This is a genomic window from Vibrio qinghaiensis (assembly GCF_002257545.1).
Classification (GTDB): domain Bacteria; phylum Pseudomonadota; class Gammaproteobacteria; order Enterobacterales; family Vibrionaceae; genus Vibrio; species Vibrio ordalii.
This window is the reverse complement of record NZ_CP022742.1, coordinates 790,558-810,708: the sequence shown is the minus strand read 5'-3', so window position 1 is coordinate 810,708 and position 20,151 is coordinate 790,558. Positions and strand designations below refer to the sequence as shown.

General features: G+C 41.0%; 15 protein-coding genes. 13 read left to right on the top strand and 2 right to left on the bottom strand.

Annotation, left to right across the window (positions count from 1 at the left end; translation table 11 throughout):
• The first annotated feature begins 14 nt into the window (after window positions 1–14).
• The 5 genes from CCZ37_RS17495 (at window position 15) to CCZ37_RS17450 (ending at window position 6,559) form a co-directional block, all read left to right on the top strand.
• Window positions 15–785 carry an alpha/beta fold hydrolase gene (locus CCZ37_RS17495; RefSeq protein WP_094501735.1) on the top strand — a complete coding sequence of 257 codons (771 nt, stop codon included), beginning with the start codon at window positions 15–17 and terminating at the stop codon, window positions 783–785.
• A gap of 151 nt (window positions 786–936) precedes the next feature.
• A complete protein-coding gene (locus CCZ37_RS17485; protein ID WP_094501733.1) occupies window positions 937–2,238 on the top strand; it encodes a hypothetical protein in 1,302 nt (433 codons plus the stop codon).
• A gap of 213 nt (window positions 2,239–2,451) precedes the next feature.
• Window positions 2,452–2,688 carry a hypothetical protein gene (locus CCZ37_RS17480; RefSeq protein ID WP_094502172.1) on the top strand — a complete coding sequence of 79 codons (237 nt, stop codon included), beginning with the start codon at window positions 2,452–2,454 and terminating at the stop codon, window positions 2,686–2,688.
• Between the two features lie 1,760 nt (window positions 2,689–4,448).
• Entirely contained in the window at window positions 4,449–4,985 is a 537-nt protein-coding gene (locus CCZ37_RS17470; RefSeq protein WP_094501731.1) for a hypothetical protein, read from the top strand.
• 1,058 nt (window positions 4,986–6,043) lie between these two features.
• On the top strand, window positions 6,044–6,559 hold the full coding sequence (locus tag CCZ37_RS17450; protein ID WP_094124518.1) for a lipocalin family protein: 516 nt from the start codon (window positions 6,044–6,046) through the stop codon (window positions 6,557–6,559).
• Between the two features lie 1,597 nt (window positions 6,560–8,156).
• On the opposite strand, the gene CCZ37_RS17445 is transcribed toward CCZ37_RS17450, so the two are convergent.
• Complete coding sequence (locus tag CCZ37_RS17445) at window positions 8,157–9,125, bottom strand: IS30 family transposase (RefSeq protein ID WP_094501727.1); 969 nt, start codon at window positions 9,123–9,125, stop codon at window positions 8,157–8,159.
• A 240-nt stretch (window positions 9,126–9,365) separates the two neighbouring features.
• Here CCZ37_RS17445 and CCZ37_RS17440 point away from each other — a divergent pair, with 240 nt between their 5' ends.
• The 7 genes from CCZ37_RS17440 (at window position 9,366) to CCZ37_RS17390 (ending at window position 17,155) form a co-directional block, all read left to right on the top strand.
• Window positions 9,366–9,617: a hypothetical protein gene (locus CCZ37_RS17440; protein WP_094501725.1), complete on the top strand. Its 252-nt coding sequence runs from the start codon at window positions 9,366–9,368 to the stop codon at window positions 9,615–9,617.
• Complete coding sequence (locus tag CCZ37_RS17435) at window positions 9,614–9,829, top strand: hypothetical protein (RefSeq protein WP_094501723.1); 216 nt, start codon at window positions 9,614–9,616, stop codon at window positions 9,827–9,829. Before CCZ37_RS17440 ends, CCZ37_RS17435 begins: the two co-directional genes overlap by 4 nt.
• 165 nt (window positions 9,830–9,994) lie before the next feature.
• Window positions 9,995–10,690: an aspartate/glutamate racemase family protein gene (locus CCZ37_RS17430; RefSeq protein WP_094501721.1), complete on the top strand. Its 696-nt coding sequence runs from the start codon at window positions 9,995–9,997 to the stop codon at window positions 10,688–10,690.
• Window positions 10,691–11,366: 676 nt separating this feature from the next.
• Window positions 11,367–11,645: a hypothetical protein gene (locus CCZ37_RS17420; protein ID WP_094501719.1), complete on the top strand. Its 279-nt coding sequence runs from the start codon at window positions 11,367–11,369 to the stop codon at window positions 11,643–11,645.
• Window positions 11,646–12,304: 659 nt separating this feature from the next.
• On the top strand, window positions 12,305–13,006 hold the full coding sequence (locus tag CCZ37_RS17410) for a hypothetical protein (protein WP_094501715.1): 702 nt from the start codon (window positions 12,305–12,307) through the stop codon (window positions 13,004–13,006).
• 1,652 nt (window positions 13,007–14,658) lie between these two features.
• Window positions 14,659–15,054, top strand: a complete 396-nt coding sequence (locus CCZ37_RS17400; RefSeq protein ID WP_094182980.1) for a DUF3465 domain-containing protein — start codon at window positions 14,659–14,661, stop codon at window positions 15,052–15,054.
• A 1,651-nt stretch (window positions 15,055–16,705) separates the two neighbouring features.
• Complete coding sequence (locus CCZ37_RS17390) at window positions 16,706–17,155, top strand: GyrI-like domain-containing protein (protein ID WP_057556343.1); 450 nt, start codon at window positions 16,706–16,708, stop codon at window positions 17,153–17,155.
• 553 nt (window positions 17,156–17,708) lie between these two features.
• On the opposite strand, the gene CCZ37_RS17380 is transcribed toward CCZ37_RS17390, so the two are convergent.
• Window positions 17,709–18,677, bottom strand: a complete 969-nt coding sequence (locus tag CCZ37_RS17380; RefSeq protein WP_094501484.1) for an IS30 family transposase — start codon at window positions 18,675–18,677, stop codon at window positions 17,709–17,711.
• A 772-nt stretch (window positions 18,678–19,449) separates the two neighbouring features.
• On the opposite strand from CCZ37_RS17380, the gene CCZ37_RS17375 reads away from it, so the two are divergent.
• Window positions 19,450–19,866 carry a VOC family protein gene (locus CCZ37_RS17375; protein WP_017045395.1) on the top strand — a complete coding sequence of 139 codons (417 nt, stop codon included), beginning with the start codon at window positions 19,450–19,452 and terminating at the stop codon, window positions 19,864–19,866.
• The last annotated feature ends 285 nt before the right edge of the window (window positions 19,867–20,151 follow it).

The window sequence follows — 20,151 nt, the reverse complement described above, 5'->3', positions numbered from 1 at the left end:
AGTTGGTCGATAAAATGAAAAATAAAAATGGGTATGTAAGTGTTAGTGGCTCCGAGATTTATTACGAGCTTTCAGGTAATCATGATGGCAAGCCCTTATTGATGCTTCATGGCGGTCTTGGTTCATTGAATGAGTTAAGTTCAATTCATAAATATGTTGCTGCTGACTATCAATTGATAAGTATAGATTTCCGTGGTCACGGGAAGTCCCTTTTAGGTGAAAGTCCACTTAATTACATGCAATATCAGCAAGACGTTCAGCATGTTCTGAGCTATTTGGGTATCGATAAATATTCAATTTTTGGTTTTAGTGACGGTGGTATCGTAGGTTATCGGTTAGCAATACAAGAGCCGGAAAAGGTATCTTGTTTAGTGACACTTGGCTCGCAGTGGCGATTAGAGGCAGATGATCCATCGGTTGAATTGCTAAGTGGTTTGACGGCTGAATTTTGGTTATCAAGGTTTGCAGATGATGTTGCTTTATATGAGGCGTCAAATCCTAAACCGGATTTCCCTAAACTCGTAGACGCTGTGAAAGCAGTCTGGCTTGATACAACAGAATCTGGTTATCCACATAAATTAGTTGAAAAAATTAGTTGCCCGACATTAGTAATGCGAGGTGATAATGACTTCTTGTTTTCGTTGGATGAGGCAGCGGCTTTGAAGTCGAAAATTACAGGCTGTAGTTTTGCGAATATCCCATTGACAGGACATTCGTCGCATCAAGAATCTCCGGAATTGGTTGGTAAAATGTTAGAGCAGTTCTTGTTGCAGCACAAAAACTAACAAACGCTTCAAGAGGGACAGCCAACGCGTGGCATTTTTACTATGCGTTGGTTTTTGTGATTACGGTGTTATGCGGTAATTTGGTAGTAGCGTTGGCTGCCCCTTAAGCGGGCGTTAGCCCTCTTTATTAGATCTCATGGGTGAGGTGAGGATGGAATATAAATCAGTAGAAGAAGTCCCCGAAGATTTTAAGCATGTCATAAGTCTGTTTCTAGGTGAACAGAGAAAGAAGAGGTTAATTAAGCAGCTTCATACTGATGATTTCAATCGGCTTTTCCAAGTTGGTTATTACTTACTCATGGTCAGCGATGAAGCCATTGGTAAAATCAGTTCTAAAACTGAGTTTCAGCAAGTTGTGAGATTAATTGAAAACGCAATTGTAGAAGGTGCAGTCAGCCCTCAATTGGGTGATATTCTAGAGAAGAATATAAGTATTGAATTACAAGTAATCTGTTCGGAATTAAAGTCGCTAAGAATCAAAATTCTGAGGAAAAAAGCACCTAGCTATGAATACATGATTTCACAGGGGAAAGACTCTGACGCGAAGAAGCTGTTTGAAAGCGAGTTATCTAAGCCAAATAACATTAAATTAAAGCGTCAATATGAAGATCTACTGTCGGCAAGCGAGCAAATTAAAAATACATCTTTTAATGCCGATATTAGTTTAATTACCACTAAGCTGAGTGGTGAGTATCCAACTAATAACATCGCATACCTAATATGTAACCCAGCACGGCTATCCCTAAATCGTTTATTCGGTCGAGATGTGTGGTTAAGGTTTCCCATGAAATGGGCAGTACAAAAGATGTCCGTCGCATCCCTTTATGACGTAGTTGAAGAGTTTGAATGTGGTACCGATGTATCTCACTATGTTTTTGATAAGTATAACTATAAAGAAGGGTTCGATACTTTTTTAGAGCTCGTTGACAGTTTAGTTGTGCAGCATGCTCTTGGTGGGTTCGATAACCAGCGAAAACAAGTGTTGCGAGAGATTGTCGCTGCTTATAACGCGGGACATTTTTCACTATGCGTATACGCAGCTCTTCCGATGATAGAAGGATTGTTATGGGATATTGCTAATTATGTTCAAAGGACCGGTGGAAGCATATTCAATTCGGAGTCAGATGCGATAGTTAAAGGTTCGGAAAAAGTTATTAAAAAGCCTAAGATACGCCAGATTGTGTCTGAAACGGATCTTTCTAGTGATTTAGACTCTGAGTTTATAAATTACTTCTGTTCTGAATTGTACGATGAAAGAAATGGAGCATTGCATGGTAGGGTCATACCAGATGTTTCAGCTGAAAATGCAGGGAAAAAAATCGTAACGATAGAATATTTGTTAGATTTCATTGCAACGTTACATCAAGATAAACTTTTCAAACATCTAGAAAACTCACTTTCAAGTGAATATATTGATGAGCTGTTAGAAAAAACTTCAAAATCAGAGGGCTAACAAAGCATTTAAGAGTGATTCGCAACGCTTGGCAGTTTCGCTTCGCTCAAGTATAGCCAAGCGTCGCTCACACCTTAATGCGGCGTTAACTCTCTTCTGGGTATATATCAATAAATTCAATCGCTTGACTGATTTTGATAATTGGCTCTCTCTTTTTTGAGGCTGAATGTGTTTATATATGCCAGCTTATATAAAACAGAGGTTGGTATTGAAATGAGTGATATATTTTGTGAAAAGTGTGGCAAACAAACAGAGCATAAAGAGCTCATAAAACAAAAGCCCTCAAAGTATGGAAAAAGTAAGAAAGAACAATTTAAGGCTTTTCTGGAGGGCTTTTTTGGTGGTGTGGCAAGCCCAGTTGGAGCATCGCTAGATTTAATCAACAGATATGTAGTTTGCAGTGAGTGTGGCCATAAGACTTTAGATAATCAAGGAGATGAATTTCTTTAGTCATGAGCGTGTTGCAGATAGTTAACAAACGGCTCAAGAGGGATTGCCAACGCTTGGCGACTTTAGGGCAAAATTGAAGTTCAGTGTTTACGGTGTGTTTTTTAAGTTCGGCGGTGCGTTGTCAACCCCTTAGCCGGGCGTTATGCAACTCAGGTAAATTTAGGGTTTCAATCTTTTGGGATTTCTCCGGCTATTCGTTTTGTGTTGTCGGCAAATGAGCACTTTTACCCTCAAATTCGTGGTTCACTCAAGCCGTAAAACAGGTAAGATTCTTTGTTTGCCTCAATGAGTTTTGGTGCTGGTTTGTTGTGAATTTAGCGGGCGCAAAGTGTGGAAAGGGCAAGTTTATCGAGCATTTTGCACTTGCTGAAGTTTTAGCTCGTTGAGTTTTCCTGATTCAAAAGCTTGGTTTGTTGCTGAAAGGTGGACTTTGTTTTGGCGGCTTATTTATCTCGGCTCCTACTTGGGTTGGTTCTTGAATCACTCAACCATTGCAATTGTGGCTTTTGATCGAGTAAAGTCAATTTATCTTATTGAATTTGCATAACAAACGGCTCAAGAGGGATTGCCAACGCTTGGCGACTTTAGTGCAAAATTGAAATTCAGTGTTTACAGTGTGTTTTTTGAGTCCGGTGATGCGTTGTCAACCCCTTAGCCGGGCGTTATGCAACTCAGGTAAATTTAGGGGTTCAATCTTTTGGATTTCTCCGGCCATTCGTTTTGTGTTGTCGGCAAATGAGCATTTTTACCCTCAAATTCGTCGTTAACTTAAACCGTAAAACAGACAAGGTTCTTTGTTTGCCTCAATGAGTTTTGGTGCTGTTTTGTTGTGAATTTAGCGGGCGCAAAGTGTGGAAAGGGCAAGTTTATCGAGCATTTTGGACTTGCTGAAGGTTTCGCTTGTTGAGTTTTCCTGATTCAAAAGCTTGGTTTGTTGTTGAAAGGTGGACTTTGTTTTGGCGGCTTATTTATCATGGCTCTGACTTGGGTTGGTTCTTGAATCACTCAACCATTGCAATTGTGGCTTTTGGTCGTGTAAAGTCGGTTTATCTTATTGAATTTGCATAACAAACGGCTCAAGAGGGATTGCCAACGCGTGGCGGCTTTAGTGCAAAATTGAAGTTCAGTGTTTACAGTGTGTTTTTTGAGTTCGGTGGTGCGTTGTCAACCCCTTAGCCGGGCGTTAGCTGAGGTTAAGAAAAATCATCAAATTACGTGTTTATTTTTCTTAGTCTGAGGCTCTAGCTTTACACCTGAAAGTCAGCACTTTTCCGCGTATCTCGCCAGTGGCACTGTTCGTGAAGTGTTTGAACTAACCAAAGTCTGTTTACGGGAAGTGGTGTGTTTGTTTATTTCTTTGGTGTGGCTTCTTTGGTTTTGAAGCTCTTTCGCGCTTAAATGGATTTCGCGCACTTGGCCGTTGGCTTCTTCGAAAGAATTCTTTGTAAATTGAAGTCTTAGAAGCTCGTCAGTTTTCCTATTATTTCTTCTTTGCCAAGTACGTTTCGTGGGTTAGGTTTTAGTTTCTCAGTTGTCCGTTTTACTTTGTCGCTTGAAAGCAATAATGTGTTTTAAATTAGGCCGTTGGGTAGTAAATCTCCGGCTAAAGTGTAGCAGCTAACAAGCGGCTCAAGAGGGATTGCCAACGCGTGGCGGCTTTAGTGCAAAATTGAAGTTCAGTGTTTAAGGTGTGTTTTTTAAGTTCGGCGGTGCGTTGTCAACCCCTTAGCCGGGCGTTAGCTCTATAAATAGGAGGATTGGTGATCGAATTTAAAGAGGGTGTTTCGACCCCAGAAAATTGGTTTAGGCAAGCTTGGCAGATGTTTGAAGCTTCAAAATCTCTTTATGAAGTATTTTCAGTTCGGGAGATGAACACGAGTGAAAAGGATAATTATCGTCATGTTGGTGCGATGAAAGGAGCTATGTTGCTGCTTGGTCTCGCCGCTGAAAATGCTCTGAAAGGTGCTCTTATATATAAACATAAACCTGACACCTCGAATGACCGGTTATATCCAAATCATTTCCACAAAAATGCACACGATCTAACAGATGTTGCAGATAAGCTGCATTTGGAACTATCAGAACCTCAACTTGAATTGCTTGGTCGACTCACAATCTTTGTGCAATGGGCATCCAAGTATCATGTGCCATTAAAGAAATCTGAGCTTGAACGGGCAAGTGGAAAAATAAAATTAGTGTATCCTTCAGACTATGCTGACGTCGAAAACCTTATTCTTAGACTTCAAATTGAGTCTGGCTATGACGAGACGTACGGTTGGCCGCAGAAAAAGAGCTAACAAACGCTTCAAGAGGGACAGCCAACGCGTGGCATTTTTACTATGCGTTGGTTTTTGTGATTACGGTGTTATGCAGAAAGTTGGTAGTAGCGTTGTCTGCCCCTTAAGCGGGCGTTAGGCAAAGTGAGTTTTTATCAGCTAAATCGAGTTGGAATTGAGCGGTAAATTCCATGTTTTCTGGCTTAAGTTAAGCAATAAATAATCATCACATATTTGTTGTTTCTTGATCGCGTTGAGTTGCTTTTCGTTGTGAGTTTAGCGGCAAAATAACCTTCAGCATCCAAACGTCCGCCGAGAATGCTACGCTCGTCACTTTTCTTCCAAATCGCTCAATTTGAGTTTTTTTGTTTCTTTGCTGATTTAGAGTTTTGGTTTATAAATGAATCGGTTAGTTGTTTTAAAATTTACAAAAAAAAAGCTCGTTCTTTAGTTTTGAAAGTGTCAGTGTCAATCGGTTGGCCTAACAAACGGTTAAAGAGGGACTGCCAACGCGTGGCGGTTTTTGTTCAAATCGGCATTTGTGATTATGGCTGTTATTTTGAGTTCAGTGTTTTGCGTTGTCAGCCCCTTAACCGGGCGTTAGGCAAAGTGAGTTTTTATCAGCTAAATCGAGTTGGAATTGAGCGGTAAATTCCATGTTTTGTGGCTTAAGTTAAGCAATAAATAATCATCACATATTTGTTGTTTCTTGATCGCGTTGAGTTGTTTTTCGTTGTGAGTTTAGCGGCAAAATAACCTTCAGCATCCAAACGTCCGCCGAGCATGCTACGCTCGTCACTTTTCTTCCAAACCGCTCAATTTGAGTTTTTTTGGTTTCTTTGCTGCTTTAGCGTTTTGGTTTATAAATTAATCAGTTAGTTGGTTTCAAATTCACAAAAACTCGTTCTTTGGTTTTGAAAATGTCGTTGTCAATCTGTTGGCCTAACAAACGGCTCAAGAGGGATTGCCAACGCGTGGCGACTTTAGTGCAAATTGAAATTCAGTGTTTACAGTGTGTTTGTTAAGTTCGGCGGTGCGTTGTCAACCCCTTAGCCGGGCGTTAGGTATTTGGAGGCATCATGAGATCAATCTTGTTGATTATTTGTACTGTTTTATTAAACGGCTGCTTGGGTATGCCCGAATCAGTAAAGCCTGTGTCGGATTTTGAACTGAACAATTATTTAGGTAAATGGTACGAGGTTGCTCGACTTGATCATTCCTTTGAAAGAGGTTTAAGTCAGGTTACTGCGGAATATCGTGTTCGAAATGATGGCGGCGTTTCGGTTCTTAATCGTGGTTATTCCGAAGAGAAAGGTGAGTGGAAAGAGGCTGAAGGCAAAGCTTACTTTGTAAATAGTCCAACAGACGGTTATCTGAAGGTTTCATTTTTTGGTCCGTTTTATGGCTCTTACGTGGTGTTTGAGTTAGAGCGTGAAAACTACAGTTATGCCTTCGTATCAGGGCCGAATACAGAATATCTGTGGTTACTTTCAAGAACGCCTAGAGTCGAACCAGACATTCTGGAGAAGTTCGTTCAAATGTCGAAAGAGCGTGGCTTTGATACAAATCGGCTCATTTACGTTCAGCAGCAATAAATACCTAACAAACGGCTCAAGAGGGATTGCCAACGCTTGGCGACTTTAGTACAAAATTGAAGTTTAGCGTTTACCGTGTGTTTTTTGAGTTCGGCGGTGCGTCGTCAACCCCTTAGCCGGGCGTTATGCAACTCAGGTAAATTTAGGGGTTCAATCTTTTGGATTTCTCCGGCCATTCGTTTTGTATTGTCGGCAAATGAGCATTTTTATCCTAAAATTCTTGATTTACTCAAACCGTAAAACAGGCAAGGTTCTTTGTTTGCCTCAATCAGTTTTAGCGTTGGCGCGTTGTAAATTCAGTGGGCGCAAAGTGTGGAAAGGGCAAGTTTATCGAACATTTTGTACTTGCTGAAAATCTTGCTTGTTGAGTTTGTCTCATTCAAAAGCTTGGTTTGTTGTTGAAAGGTGGACTTTGTTTTGGCTGCTTATTTATCACAGTTCTTGTTTGGGTTGGTTCTTGAATTATTCAACCATTGCAGTTGTGGTTTTTGGTTGTGTAAATTCAGTTTATCTCATTGAATTTGCATAACAAACGGCTCAAGAGGGATTGCCAACGCTTGGCGACTTTAGTGCAAAATTGAAGTTCAGCGTTTACAGTGTGTTTTTTAAGTTCGGCGGTGCGTTGTCAACCCCTTAGCCGGGCGTTATGCAACTCAGGTAAATTTAGGGGTTCAATCTTTTGGATTTCTCCGGCCATTCGTTTGGTATTGTCGGCAAATGAGCTTTTTTACCCTCAAATTCGTGGCTAACTCAAACCGTAAAACAGGCAAATTTCTTTGTTTTCCTCAATCGGTTTTGGCGCTGGCTTGTTGTCAAATCAGCGTTCGCAAAGTGTGGAAAGGGCAAGTTAATCGAGCATTTTGCACTTGCTTAAAGTCTTGCTTGTAGGGTTTGTCTCATTCAAAAGCTTGGTTTGTTGTTGAACGGTGGACTTTGTTTTGGCGGCTTATTTATCTCGGCTCCTACTTGGGTTGGTTCTTGAATCACTCAACCATTGCAATTGTGGCTTTTGGTCGTGTAAAGTTAGTTTATCTCATTGAATTTGCATAACAAACGGCTCAAGAGGGATTGCCAACGCTTGGCGATTTTAGTGCAAAATTGAAGTTCAGTGTTTACGGTGTGTTTTTTGAGTCCGGCGGTGCGTTGTCAACCCCTTAGCCGGGCGTTATGCAACTCAGGTAAATTTAGGGGTTCAATCTTTTTAGATTTCTCCGGCCATTCTTTTTGTGTTGTCGGCAAATGAGCTTTTTTACCCTAAAATTCGTGGTTTACTCAAGCCGTAAAACAGGCAAGGTTCTTTGTTTGCCTCAATCAGTTTTGGTGCTGGTTTGTTGTGAATTTAGCGGGCGCAAAGTGTGGAAAGGGCAAGTTTATCGAGTATTTCGCATTTGCTGAAAGTCTTGCTTGTTGAGTTTGTTTCATTCAAAAGCTTGGTTTGTTGCTGAAAGGTGGACTTTGTTTTGGCGGCTCATTTATCACAGTTCTTGCTTGGGTTGATTCTTGAATCACTCAATCATTGCAATGGTGGCTTTTGATCGAGTAAAGTCAGTTTATCTCATTGAATTTGCTTAGTATCAAGTTTGAAGTGCGACACTTTCTACAGATGCGCATGAATATACTCCGTTGGTGTTCTATACCCAAGCCTTTTGCGTGGGCGTGTATTTAATTTATATGCAATTTCATTACACAGCTTCTGTGTCACGTGTGACATGGAGGTTCGTTTTGGTAAGTATTGTCGTATCAAACCATTGGTGTTTTCATTAGTGCCTCGCTCCCATGAATGGTATGGATTTGCAAAGTAAAACAGGCAGTTATGATGTTTTTCTAGTTGTGCATAACCATGAAATTCAGTGCCGTTATCTGATGTTATCGTTTTAAAAGGTAAGTCAGAGCGGGTCATGATTTTGCTCATTCTTACGTTGAGCGACTCGCTTGTTCTATCGTCCATTTGACCGATAAAAGTGTAGCCAGTCATTCTGTCGACTAAAGTGACGATACAGTGCTTGGTTCCGCGACCCACGACGGTATCAATTTCCCAGTGGCCAGGCTCTTTTCGATGCTCAGCGTCTGCAGGTCTTTCGGAAATATGACGCTTATTTGCCAGCCGTCCTCGACTGTCTTTTGAGTTGTACCTTTTACGCCTTTTCTTGGTGGATTGGCGTAGGTGTTTCCATAGCGTTCCACCGAGAGTTTTGTCGTTCCAAACGTGCTGATAAATGAGCTCGTGGCTCATTGTTGGATAGCCTCTCATCCTTAGGTATCCGACGATTTGGTCAGGGCTCCAATCCAGTCGTAGCAAGGCTTCAGGTAGTCTGAAGTCAAGTTTGGTATAGCGTTTATTTCGCCGTGAACGACTAAGCCGGTTGCGCGCCATTTGCTGTGCTCGCTCTGGTTGATAAGAGTACCTATCGAAGAACTTGTTGTAACGACAATTACGTTCAATTTCTCGATAGATAGTGGCTTTGTGACGCCCCAGTTGTTTAGCTATTTTTGCGGTACTGATCCCTTGCTTTCTGAGCAAAGAAATCATATACCTTTCAATCTCAGTGAGGTGTGTGTATTTCATGTTTTTTACTTCTTGGCGGGAGCAAACTTCATGATTATCGCACCTTACTGTTTTTATGTTCAGAGGTGTCGCACTTCGTACTTGAATCCAAGTTGCATAACAAACGGCTCAAGAGGGATTGCCAACGCTTGGCGACTTTAGTGCAAAATTGAAGTTCAGTGTTTATAGTGTGTTTTTTAAGTTCGGCGGTGCGTTGTCAACCCCTTAGCCGGGCGTTATGTTTTAAGGAGAAATAATAAAATGAATCAACTAATCGAAGCTTTAGAGTGTTGGGCTGGTCGTGCAACATGGTTTAGCCCCCATCCAAGTGATCAGCAGAATTTTAGAAAGGCAGTGTCAAATGTTAAGAAACTGTCTTTTACTCCTTCAACTGAAGACATCTATGCTGCAATTCTTCATCATGTCCAAGATGCTCCAGTAATGTTAGGGACTCCTTCTAATATTGAAAGTGAAGCAATGAAATTTGCTAAAAAAATAGCGGTGAAACTATGAGCAAATTATTTGTAGAAGTAAAAGCTGATTTGGGCAAAGGAACAATCGTGGAGATAGAGTCATCTTTTGTTCCTAGAATAGGTGAAATCATCGATATATCGGATGCAGAAAACTCGAAAGGTTATGGAGAAGTTATAGCCAAAGATATTTCGTATAAAGTCGAGCTAGGTCATCTAGATGCATGGGTAATTGCTGACCCCATTCCTGAGTAAATATCAGCCCCAAACATAACAAACGCTTTAAGACGGATTCGCAACGCTCGGCGGTTTTGGTTTGCATTGGCTTTTGTGGTTACGGTGCAATAAGTTAGTGTCGTGGTAGCGTTGCTCACCACTTAAGCGGGCGTTAGGGCTTAAGAATATAAAGGAGTATGTACGTTGAAAAAAATTGGATTAGTGGGTGGACTAGGTTGGGTATCTACACTTGAGTATTACAAACTTGTAAATGTTTTTACCAACCAAAACCTAGGTGGTCACAAGAGTGCTCACGTCCTAATTGAAAGTCTTGATGAGGGATTGTTTCTCGAAAATCAGAGCAAAGATCCAACAGAAAAATTGTGCGAAAAAATGATTGTCGACGCTGTGGATGTGCTTGTTTCTGGAGGTGCGGAAGTAATCGCTTTATGCGCAAATGGATTACACCGTTTTATGCCTATCATAGAAGCTAAGTATGACGCTGAATTCGTGGATATCAGAGATGCTACTGCTAAATCTATCCAAAAAATGGGTTTAGACCGTGTTGGACTAATTGGTGTACAGAAAACTATGGAAACACAATTCTATAAAGGCGTTCTTCAAAGCAGTAGCATTGAAGTTGTAGTACCTGAGTCAGACTCCAGAGAGTACGTCCATCAGAAAATCGTATCAGAACTGGTGCTAAATGAATTTAGTGTAGAAACAAAGCATGGCTTTTTATCAGTCATTGAAGAATTAGTTGAACATAATGCGCAAGGTGTAATTTTGGGTTGTACTGAAATTCCTTTATTACTAACAGCTTCTGAACACAAGGGTATTCCTCTGTTCTCAACGACGGAAATTCATTGCCGTGAAATAGTGGAAAGAGCGCTCAATTAACATCGCCCTAACAAACAATTTAAGAGTGATTCGGCACGCGTAGCATTTTTACTATGCGTTGGTTTTCGTGATTAAGGTGGTATGCGGTAGCTTTGGTATTGAGTGCCTCACACCTTAATTGGGCGTTATGCAACTCAGGTAAATTTAGGGGTTCAATCTTTTTAGATTTCTCCGGCTATTCGTTTTGTGTTGTCGGCAAATGAGCTTTTTTACCCTAAAATTCGTGGTTAACTCAAGCCGTAAAACAGGCAAAGTTCTTTGTTTGCCTCAATGAGTTTTGGTGCTGGTTTGTTGCCAATTCAGCGTGCGCAAAGTGTGGAAAGGGCAAGTTAATCGAGCATTTTGCTTTTGCTGAACTTTTCGCTCGTTGAGTTTTCCTGATTCAAAAGCTTGGTTGGTTGCTGAAAGGTGGACTTTGTTTTGGCGGCTCATTTATCACAGTTCTTGCTTGGGTTGATTCTTGAATCACTCAATCATTGCAATGGTGGCTTTTGATCGAGTAAAGTCAGTTTATCTCATTGAATTTGCATAACAAACGGCTCAAGAGGGATTGCCAACGCGTGGCGGTTTTAGTGCAAAATTGAAGTTCAGTGTTTACAGTGTATTTTTTGAGTCCGGTGATGCGTTGTCAACCCCTTAGCCGGGCGTTATATGCCAATGCAGATAGGAAGTAAAAATGAACTTTGTATATGAATTTCTATATGTGCTTTCACTATCGAAACGCACTCAATTAGCACTGATTTTTGGTGTCGTTTTTCACTTCGTAATTTTATTGATCGGCAAATACTATATCGCTGAAATTGAGTTCCAAGGAGTAATGAAGCCTTTGGAAGATGCCATAGTTGGGAAGTTATTACATAGATACGACAAGGTAGCGTTGTTTGCCTTGGTTTCGTTCTGGGTCTTGGCTTTTAAATGTTACCGTAAAGATCGCAAAAGGCTATATAGCTTGTAGCCTTTAAGTTAGGTGCTTACTAAGGGACTTGTAGACTTTGCGAACAGGCATATAACAAACGCTTCAAGAGGGACAGCCAACGCGCGGCATTTTTACTATGCGTTGGCTTTTGTGGTTACGGTGTTATGCGGAAAGTTAGTAGTAGCGTTGGCTGCCCCTTAAGCGGGCGTTAGGCAAAGTGAGTTTTTATCAGCTAAATCGAGTTGGAATTGAACGGTAAATACGATGTTCTCAGACTGAACTTAAGCAATAAATAATCATCACATATTTGCTGTTTCTTGATCGCGTTGGGTTGTTTAGCGTTGTGAATTTAGCGGTAAAATAACCTTCAGCATCCAAACGTCCGCCGAGCATGCTACGCTCGTCACTTTTCTTCCAAATCGCTCAATTTGAGTTTTTTGGTTTCTTTGCTGAGTTAGAGTTTTGGTTTATAAATGAATGGTTTAGTTTGTTTCAAATTTACAAAAAGCCTTGTTCTTGGGTTTTGAAAGCATTGTTGTCAATCGGTTGGCCTAACAAACGGTTAAAGAGGGATTGCCAACGCTCGTCGATTTTAATGCAAAATTGAAGTTAAGTGTTTACAGTGTATTTTTTGAGTTTAGTGGTGCGTTGTCAACCCCTTAACCGGGCGTTAGCTGTAATGTAGCAAGGGAGACATTTTGGAATTAATACAAATACTACCAAGTTTTTTAATAGGGCTAGTAACAGGTTCTTTATCACTTTACTTCACTGCATATTTGAAAGAGAAGGGGAAGTCACGTGCTCTACTAGAGGAATTAAGAAATCTTGAAGACCAAAAGCAAAAAATAATATCAAAGTATCAAAAGGAAGTTGAAGATGTGAAGAAAACTCATCAACTCGATATTGAGAAAAGAAAACATAGGTATGAGAGCAAGAAGACTCAGTATTATCAATTTATGGAAGAGGTAGACGAATTTAACGGATGTCTAGCTAGAGTTCTTGCTGGTGAATTCTCTCAGATAATGATGGAGTTTTACGGGTTCACACATAATGTTTCAGGGCTATCGAAAAATGAGCTAACTGTGAAGTTTAATAACATGGCTCAGGAGGCAGTAACTAACATTAAAGGTCAGCAAATAAAGCTATATTCAAGATTGAATGCTTTTAAACTGTCAGCTAATGATGAAATAGGCTCATTATTAGAAAATATGCTGCATGAAATACAGAAATCAGAGAATAACCTTGTTAGCATTTTAACTTATATAGGGAGTCCAGAGTTTCAGATTTCTAGAAATGTGCCAGAAGAAATCTTGAGAATATCAGATTCTAATAAAAGCAACTTGGCGAATGTTAAACAAAAGTTGATGACCGCTCTAAAGCATGATCTAGATGCTATATAATCCAGCTAACAATCTGTTTAAGAGTGATTCGCAACGCTTGGCACTTTCGCTATGCGTTGCGTTTTGTGTTTAAGGTGGTATACGGTAGCATCTGTATTGCGTTGCTCACACCTTAACAGGGCGTTATGCAACTCAGGTAAATTTAGGGGTTCAATCTTTTGAGGTTTCTCCGGCCATTCGTTTTGTGTTGTCGGCAAATGAGCACTTTACCCTCAAATTAGTGGTTAACTTAAACCGTAAAACAGACAAGGTTCTTTGTTTGCCTCAATCAGTTTTAGCGCTGGTTCGTTGCCAATTCAGCGTGCGCAAAGTGTGGAAAGGGCAAGTTTATCGATCATTTTACTTTTGCTGAAGTTGTCGCTCGTTGAGTTTGTCTGATTCAAAAGCTTGGTTTGTTGTTGAAAGGTGGACTTTGTTTTGGCAGCTCATTTATCACAGTTCTTGCTTGGGTTGATTCTTGAATCACTCAACCATTGCAATTGTGGTTTTTGATCGAGTAAAGTCAGTTTATCTTATTGAATTTGCATAACAAACGGCTCAAGAGGGATTGCCAACGCTTGGCGGTTTTAGTGCAAAATTGCAGTTCAGTGTTTACAGTGTGTTTTTTAAGTTCGGCGGTGCGTTGTCAACCCCTTAGCCGGGCGTTAGGCAAAATGAGTTTTTATCAGCTAAATCGGGTTTGAATTGAACGGTGAATTCCATGTTCTCATTGCTGGACTTAAGCAATAAATAATCATCACCTATTTGTTGTTTCTTGATCGCGTTGGGTTGTTTGTCGCTGTGAATTCATCGGTGAAATAACCTTCAGTATCCAAACGTCCGCCGAGCATGCTACGCTCGTCACTTTTCTTCCAAACCGCTCAATTTGAGTTTTTTGTTTCTTTGCTAATTTAGCATTTTTGTTTATAAATTAATCGGTTAGTTTGTTTCAAGTTTACAAAAAACTCGTTCTTTGGTTTTGAAAGTATCGTTGTCAATCGGTTGGCCTAACAAACGGCTCAAGAGGGATTGCCAACGCGTGGCGACTTTAGTGCAAAATTGAAGTTCAGAGTTTACAGTGTGTTTTTTGAGTTCGGCGGTGCGTTGTCAACCCCTTAGCCGGGCGTTATGCAACTCAGGTAAATTTAGGGCTCAATCTTTTGGGATTTCTCCGGCCATTCGTTTTGTGTTGTCGGCAAATGAGCATTTTTACCTTCAAATTCATGGTGAACTCAAGCCGTAAAACAGGCAAGGTTCTTTGTTTGCCTCAATCAGTTTTAGCGTTGGCGTGTTGTGAATCTTGTGGGCGCAAAGTGTGGAAAGGGCAAGTTTATCGAGCATTTTGCACTTGCTGAAGTTTTCGCTCGTTGAGTTTTCCTGATTCAAAAGCTTGGTTTGTTGTTGAAAGGTGGACTTTGTTTTGGCGGCTCATTTATCACAGTTCTTGTTTGGGGTGGTTCTTGAATCACTCAACCATTGCAATTGTGGCTTTTGGTCGTGTAAAGTCAGTTTATCTCATTGAATTTGCATAACAAACGGTTAAAGAGGGACTGCCAACGCGTGGCGGTTTTTGTTCAAATCGGCCTTTGTGATTACGGTTGTTATTTTGAGTTCAGTGTTTTGCGTTGTCAGCCCCTTAACCGGGCGTTATGTGAATTGGAGAAATTGAGTATATGAAGAAGTTAATCGCTATATTTATAGCCGTCTTTTGTCTAGCTTCTATTGGTGCTCAAGCTAATGATCATCAGTTAAAAAATGCGTATGAAAATCATCAAAGTGATATTCAAGTTCAAGGCTCAGGCATGGTCATTCGCTTGTTACCTGATGACAACGAAGGGAGTAGGCATCAAAAATTCATATTGAAACTGGACAGTAAACAAACTTTACTTGTTGCACACAATATTGATTTAGCTCCTAGGGTTCCAAATCTAAAAGTTGGCGATCGAGTCCAGTTTTACGGTGAATATGAATGGAACAAAAAAGGTGGTGTCATGCACTGGACGCACAAGGATCCAAACAATAAACACCCGCACGGTTGGTTAAAGCACAACGGTAAGACGTACGAGTAAAATTCACATAACAAACGGCTCAAGAGGGATTGCCAACGCGTGGCGACTTTAGTGCAAAATTGAAGTTCAGTGTTTACGGTGTGTTTTTTGAGTCCGGCGGTGCGTTGTCAACCCCTTAGCCGGGCGTTAGGCAAGGTGAGTTTTTATCAGCTAAATCGAGTTGAAATTGAGCAGTAAATTCCATGTTTTGTGGCTTAACTTAAGCAATAAATAATCATCACATATTTGCTGTTTCTTGATCGCGTTGAGTTGTTTATCGCTGTGAATTCATCGGCAAAATAACCTTCAGCATCCAAACGTCCGCCGAGCATGCTACGCTCGTCACTTTTCTTCCAAACCGCTCAATTTGAGTTTTTTTGTTTCTTTGCTGATTTAGCGTTTTGGTTTATAAATGAATGGTTTAATTTGTTTCAAATTTACAAAAAAGCTCGTTCTTTGGTTTTGGAAATGTCGTTGCCAATCGGTTGGCCTAACAAACGGCTCAAGAGGGATTGCCAACGCGTGGCGACTTTAGTGCAAAATTGAAATTCAGTGCTTACGGTGTGTTTTTTGAGTCCGGCGGTGCGTTGTCAACCCCTTAGCCGGGCGTTATGCAACTCAGGGAAATTTAGGGGTTCAATCTTTTTAGATTTCTCCGGCGATTCGTTTTGTGTTGTCGGCAAATGAGCTTTTTTACCCTAAAATTCGTGGTTTACTCAAGCCGTAAAACAGGCAAGGTTCTTTGTTTGCCTCAATGAGTTTTGGTGCTGGTTTGTTGTGAATTTAGCGGGCGCAAAGTGTGGAAAGGGCAAGTTTATCGAGCATTTTGCATTTTCTGAAAGTCTTGCTGGTTGAGTTTTCCTGATTCAAAAGCTTGGTTTGTTGTTGAAAGGTGGACTTTGTTTTGGCAGCTCATTTATCACGGCTCTTGCTTGGGTTGATTCTTGAATCACTCAACCATTGCAATTGTGGCTTTTGGTCGAGTAAAGTCAGTTTATCTCATTGAATTTGCATAACAAACGGCTCAAGAGGGATTGCCAACGCGTGGCGGTTTTAGTGCAAAATTGCAGTTCAGTGTTTACAGTGTGTTTTTTAAGTTCGGCGGTGCGTTGTCAACCCCTTAGCCGGGCGTTATGCAACTCAGGTAAATTTAGGGGTTCGATCTTTTTAGATTTCTCCGGCCATTCGTTTTGTGTTGTCGGCAAATGAGCTTTTTTATCCTCAAATCCTTGGTTAACTCAGCCGTAAAACAGGCAAGGTTCTTTGTTTGCCTCAATCATTTTTAGCGTTGGCTTGCTGCCAATTCAGCGGGCGCAAAGTGTGGAAAGGACAAGGTTATCGAGCGTTTTGTACTTGCTGAAGTTTTCGCTCGTTGAGTTTTCCTGACACAAAAGCTTGGTTTGTTGCTGAAAGGTGGACTTTGTTTTGGCGGCTTATTTATCATGGCTCTTACTTGGTTGGATTCTTGAATCACTCAACCATTGCAATGGTGGTTTTTGGTCGTGTAAAGTCAGTTTATCTTATTGAATTTGCATAACAAACGGTTAAAGAGGGACTGCCAACGCGTGGCGGTTTTTGTTCAAATCGGCCTTTGTGATTACGGTTGTTATTTTGAGTTCAGTGTTTTGCGTTGTCAGCCCCTTAACCGGGCGTTATGTAACTAGGAGAAAAAATGAACATCAGTGAAATTAATGGTTTTGAGGTTACGGGGTTCGTCGTTCGTACGACTAATGCAGATGAAATGAATCCTATGACTGCAAAAATCGGAAATCTTTGGGAAAAATTTTACTTAAATGCAGCTCCAAAGTTAACCGACAAGTCAAAAGTGTATGGTTTATACACAAACTATGAATCTGATTTTACTGGTGCTTTCGATGTTATCGCTTGTTCGGACACATTATCGCCACAATTATTATCAGAATCAGTAAAAACGAAAGTTTCCTCTGGTAAGTACGTGACTTTTTCAGCGACTGGTGAAATGCCACAAGTAGTTATCGATTTGTGGAATGAGGTTTGGAATTATTTTGCTTCTGAACACTGCCCTCACAAACGAGCGTATACAACAGACTTTGAGTATTACAAAAGTGCTAATACTGTAGAAATCTCTATTGCCGTTAGATAGTTACATAACAAACGGTTCAAGAGGGACAACCAACGCGTGGCATTTTTATTATGCGTTGGTTTTTATGGTTACGGTGTTATGCGGAAAGTTGGTAGTAGCGTTGGTTGCCCCTTAACCGGGCGTTATGCAACTCAGGTAAATTTAGGGGTTCAATCTTTTGGATTTCTCCGGCCATTCGTTTTGTGTTGTCGGCAAATGAGCTTTTTCACCTTCAGATTCGTGGTTTACTCAAACCGTAAAACAGGCAAGGTTCTTTGTTTGCCTCAATGAGTTTTGGTGCTGTTTTGTTGTCAATTCAGCGTGCGCAAAGTGTGGAAAGGGCAAGTTTATCGAGCATTTTGCACTTGCTGAAGGTTTCGCTCGTTAAGTTTTCCTGATTCAAAAGCTTGGTTTGTTGCTGAAAGGTGGACTTTGTTTTGGCAGCTTATTTATCACGGCTCTGGTTTGGGTTGATTCTTGAATCACTCAACCATTGCAATTGTGGCTTTTGATCGAGTAAAGTCAGTTTATCTTATTGAATTTGCTTAGTATCAAGTTTGAAGTGCGACACTTTCTACAGATGCGCATGAATATACTCCGTTGGTGTTCTATACCCAAGCCTTTTGCGTGGGCGTGTATTTAATTTATATGCAATTTCATTACACAGCTTCTGTGTCACGTGTGACATGGAGGTTCGTTTTGGTAAGTATTGTCGTATCAAACCATTGGTGTTTTCATTAGTGCCTCGCTCCCATGAATGGTATGGATTTGCAAAGTAAAACAGGCAGTTATGATGTTTTTCTAGTTGTGCATAACCATGAAATTCAGTGCCGTTATCTGATGTTATCGTTTTAAAAGGTAAGTCAGAGCGGGTCATGATTTTGCTCATTCTTACGTTGAGCGACTCGCTTGTTCTATCGTCCATTTGACCGATAAAAGTGTAGCCAGTCATTCTGTCGACTAAAGTGACGATACAGTGCTTGGTTCCGCGACCCACGACGGTATCAATTTCCCAGTGGCCAGGCTCTTTTCGATGCTCAGCGTCTGCAGGTCTTTCGGCAATATGACGCTTATTTGCCAGCCGTCCTCGACTGTCTTTTGAGTTGTACCTTTTACGCCTTTTCTTGGTGGATTGGCGTAGGTGTTTCCATAGCGTTCCACCGAGAGTTTTGTCGTTCCAAACGTGCTGATAAATGAGCTCGTGGCTCATTGTTGGATAGCCTCTCATCCTTAGGTATCCGACGATTTGGTCAGGGCTCCAATCCAGTCGTAGCAAGGCTTCAGGTAGTCTGAAGTCAAGTTTGGTATAGCGTTTATTTCGCCGTGAACGACTAAGCCGGTTGCGCGCCATTTGCTGTGCTCGCTCTGGTTGATAAGAGTACCTATCGAAGAACTTGTTGTAACGACAATTACGTTCAATTTCTCGATAGATAGTGGCTTTGTGACGCCCCAGTTGTTTAGCTATTTTTGCGGTACTGATCCCTTGCTTTCTGAGCAAAGAAATCATATACCTTTCAATCTCAGTGAGGTGTGTGTATTTCATGTTTTTTACTTCTTGGCGGGAGCAAACTTCATGATTATCGCACCTTACTGTTTTTATGTTCAGAGGTGTCGCACTTCGTACTTGAATCCAAGTTGCATAACAAACGGCTCAAGAGGGATTGCCAACGCTTGGCGGTTTTAGTGCAAAATTGAAGTTCAGTGTTTACGGTGTGTTTTTTGAGTCCGGCGGTGCGTTGTCAACCCCTTAGCCGGGCGTTATGCAACTCAGGTAAATTTAGGGGTTCAAACTTTTGGATTTCTCCGGCCATTCGTTTGGTGTTGTCGGCAAATGAGCATTTTTACCCTAAAATTCGTGGTTAACTCAAGCCGTAAAACAGGCAAAGTTCTTTGTTTGCCTCAATCAGTTTTGGTGCTGGTTTGTTGTGAATTTAGCGTGCGCAAAGTGTGGAAAGTGCAAGTTTATCGATCGTTTTGCACTTGCTGAATTTTTCGCCCGTTGAACTTGTCTGTTCCAAAAGCTTGGTTTGTTGTTGAAAGGTGGGCTTTGTTTTGGCGGCTTATTTATCACAGTTCTGGCTTGAGTTGGTTCTTGAATCACTCAACCATTGCAATGGTGGCTTTTGGTCGTGTACATTCGGTTTATCTCATTGAATTTGCATAACAAACGGCTTAAGAGGGATTGCCAACGCTTGGCGGTTTTAGTGCAAAATTGAAATTCAGAGTTTACAGTGTGTTTTTTAAGTCCGGCGGTGCGTTGTCAACCCCTTAGCCGGGCGTTATGCTACCAGTCGAAATCTTCAATAAGGAATACTATGAAACAGAACATTGTCCATATTGCTTTAGTTGTAAAAGATTATGATGAAGCCATTGATTTTTATGTAAACAAACTCAAATTTGAACTTATTGAAGATACTCATCAACCTGAACAAGACAAACGTTGGGTGGTTGTGGCTCCACCAAATTCTCATGGTGTTACGTTGTTACTTGCCAGAGCCTCGAAGCCAGAGCAGCATGATTTCATAGGGAATCAAGCAGGCGGTCGAGTATTCCTGTTCCTAAATACTGATGATTTCTGGCGTGACTTTAAGCGTATGAAATCGATTGGTATTAACTTCGTCCGCGAGCCAACAGAAGAAGACTATGGAACGGTAGCAGTGTTTGAAGACTTGTATGGAAACTTGTGGGATCTTCTTCAATTGAATCCAAGCCATCCAATGGCAAAAAGGTAGCATAACAAACGCTTCAAGAGGGACAGCCAACGCGCGGCATTTTTAGTATGCGTTGGTTTCGGTGATTACGGTGTTATGCGGTAAGTTGGTAGTAGCGTTGTCTGCCCCTTAAGCGGGCGTTAGGCAAAGTGAGTTTTTATCAGCTAAATCGGGTTTGAATTGAACGGCGAATTCCATGTTCTCATGGCTGGACTTAAGCAATAAATCGTCATCACATATTTGTTGTTTCTTGATCGCGTTGGGTTGTTTAGCGTTGTTAATTCAGCTGTAAAATAACCTTCAGCA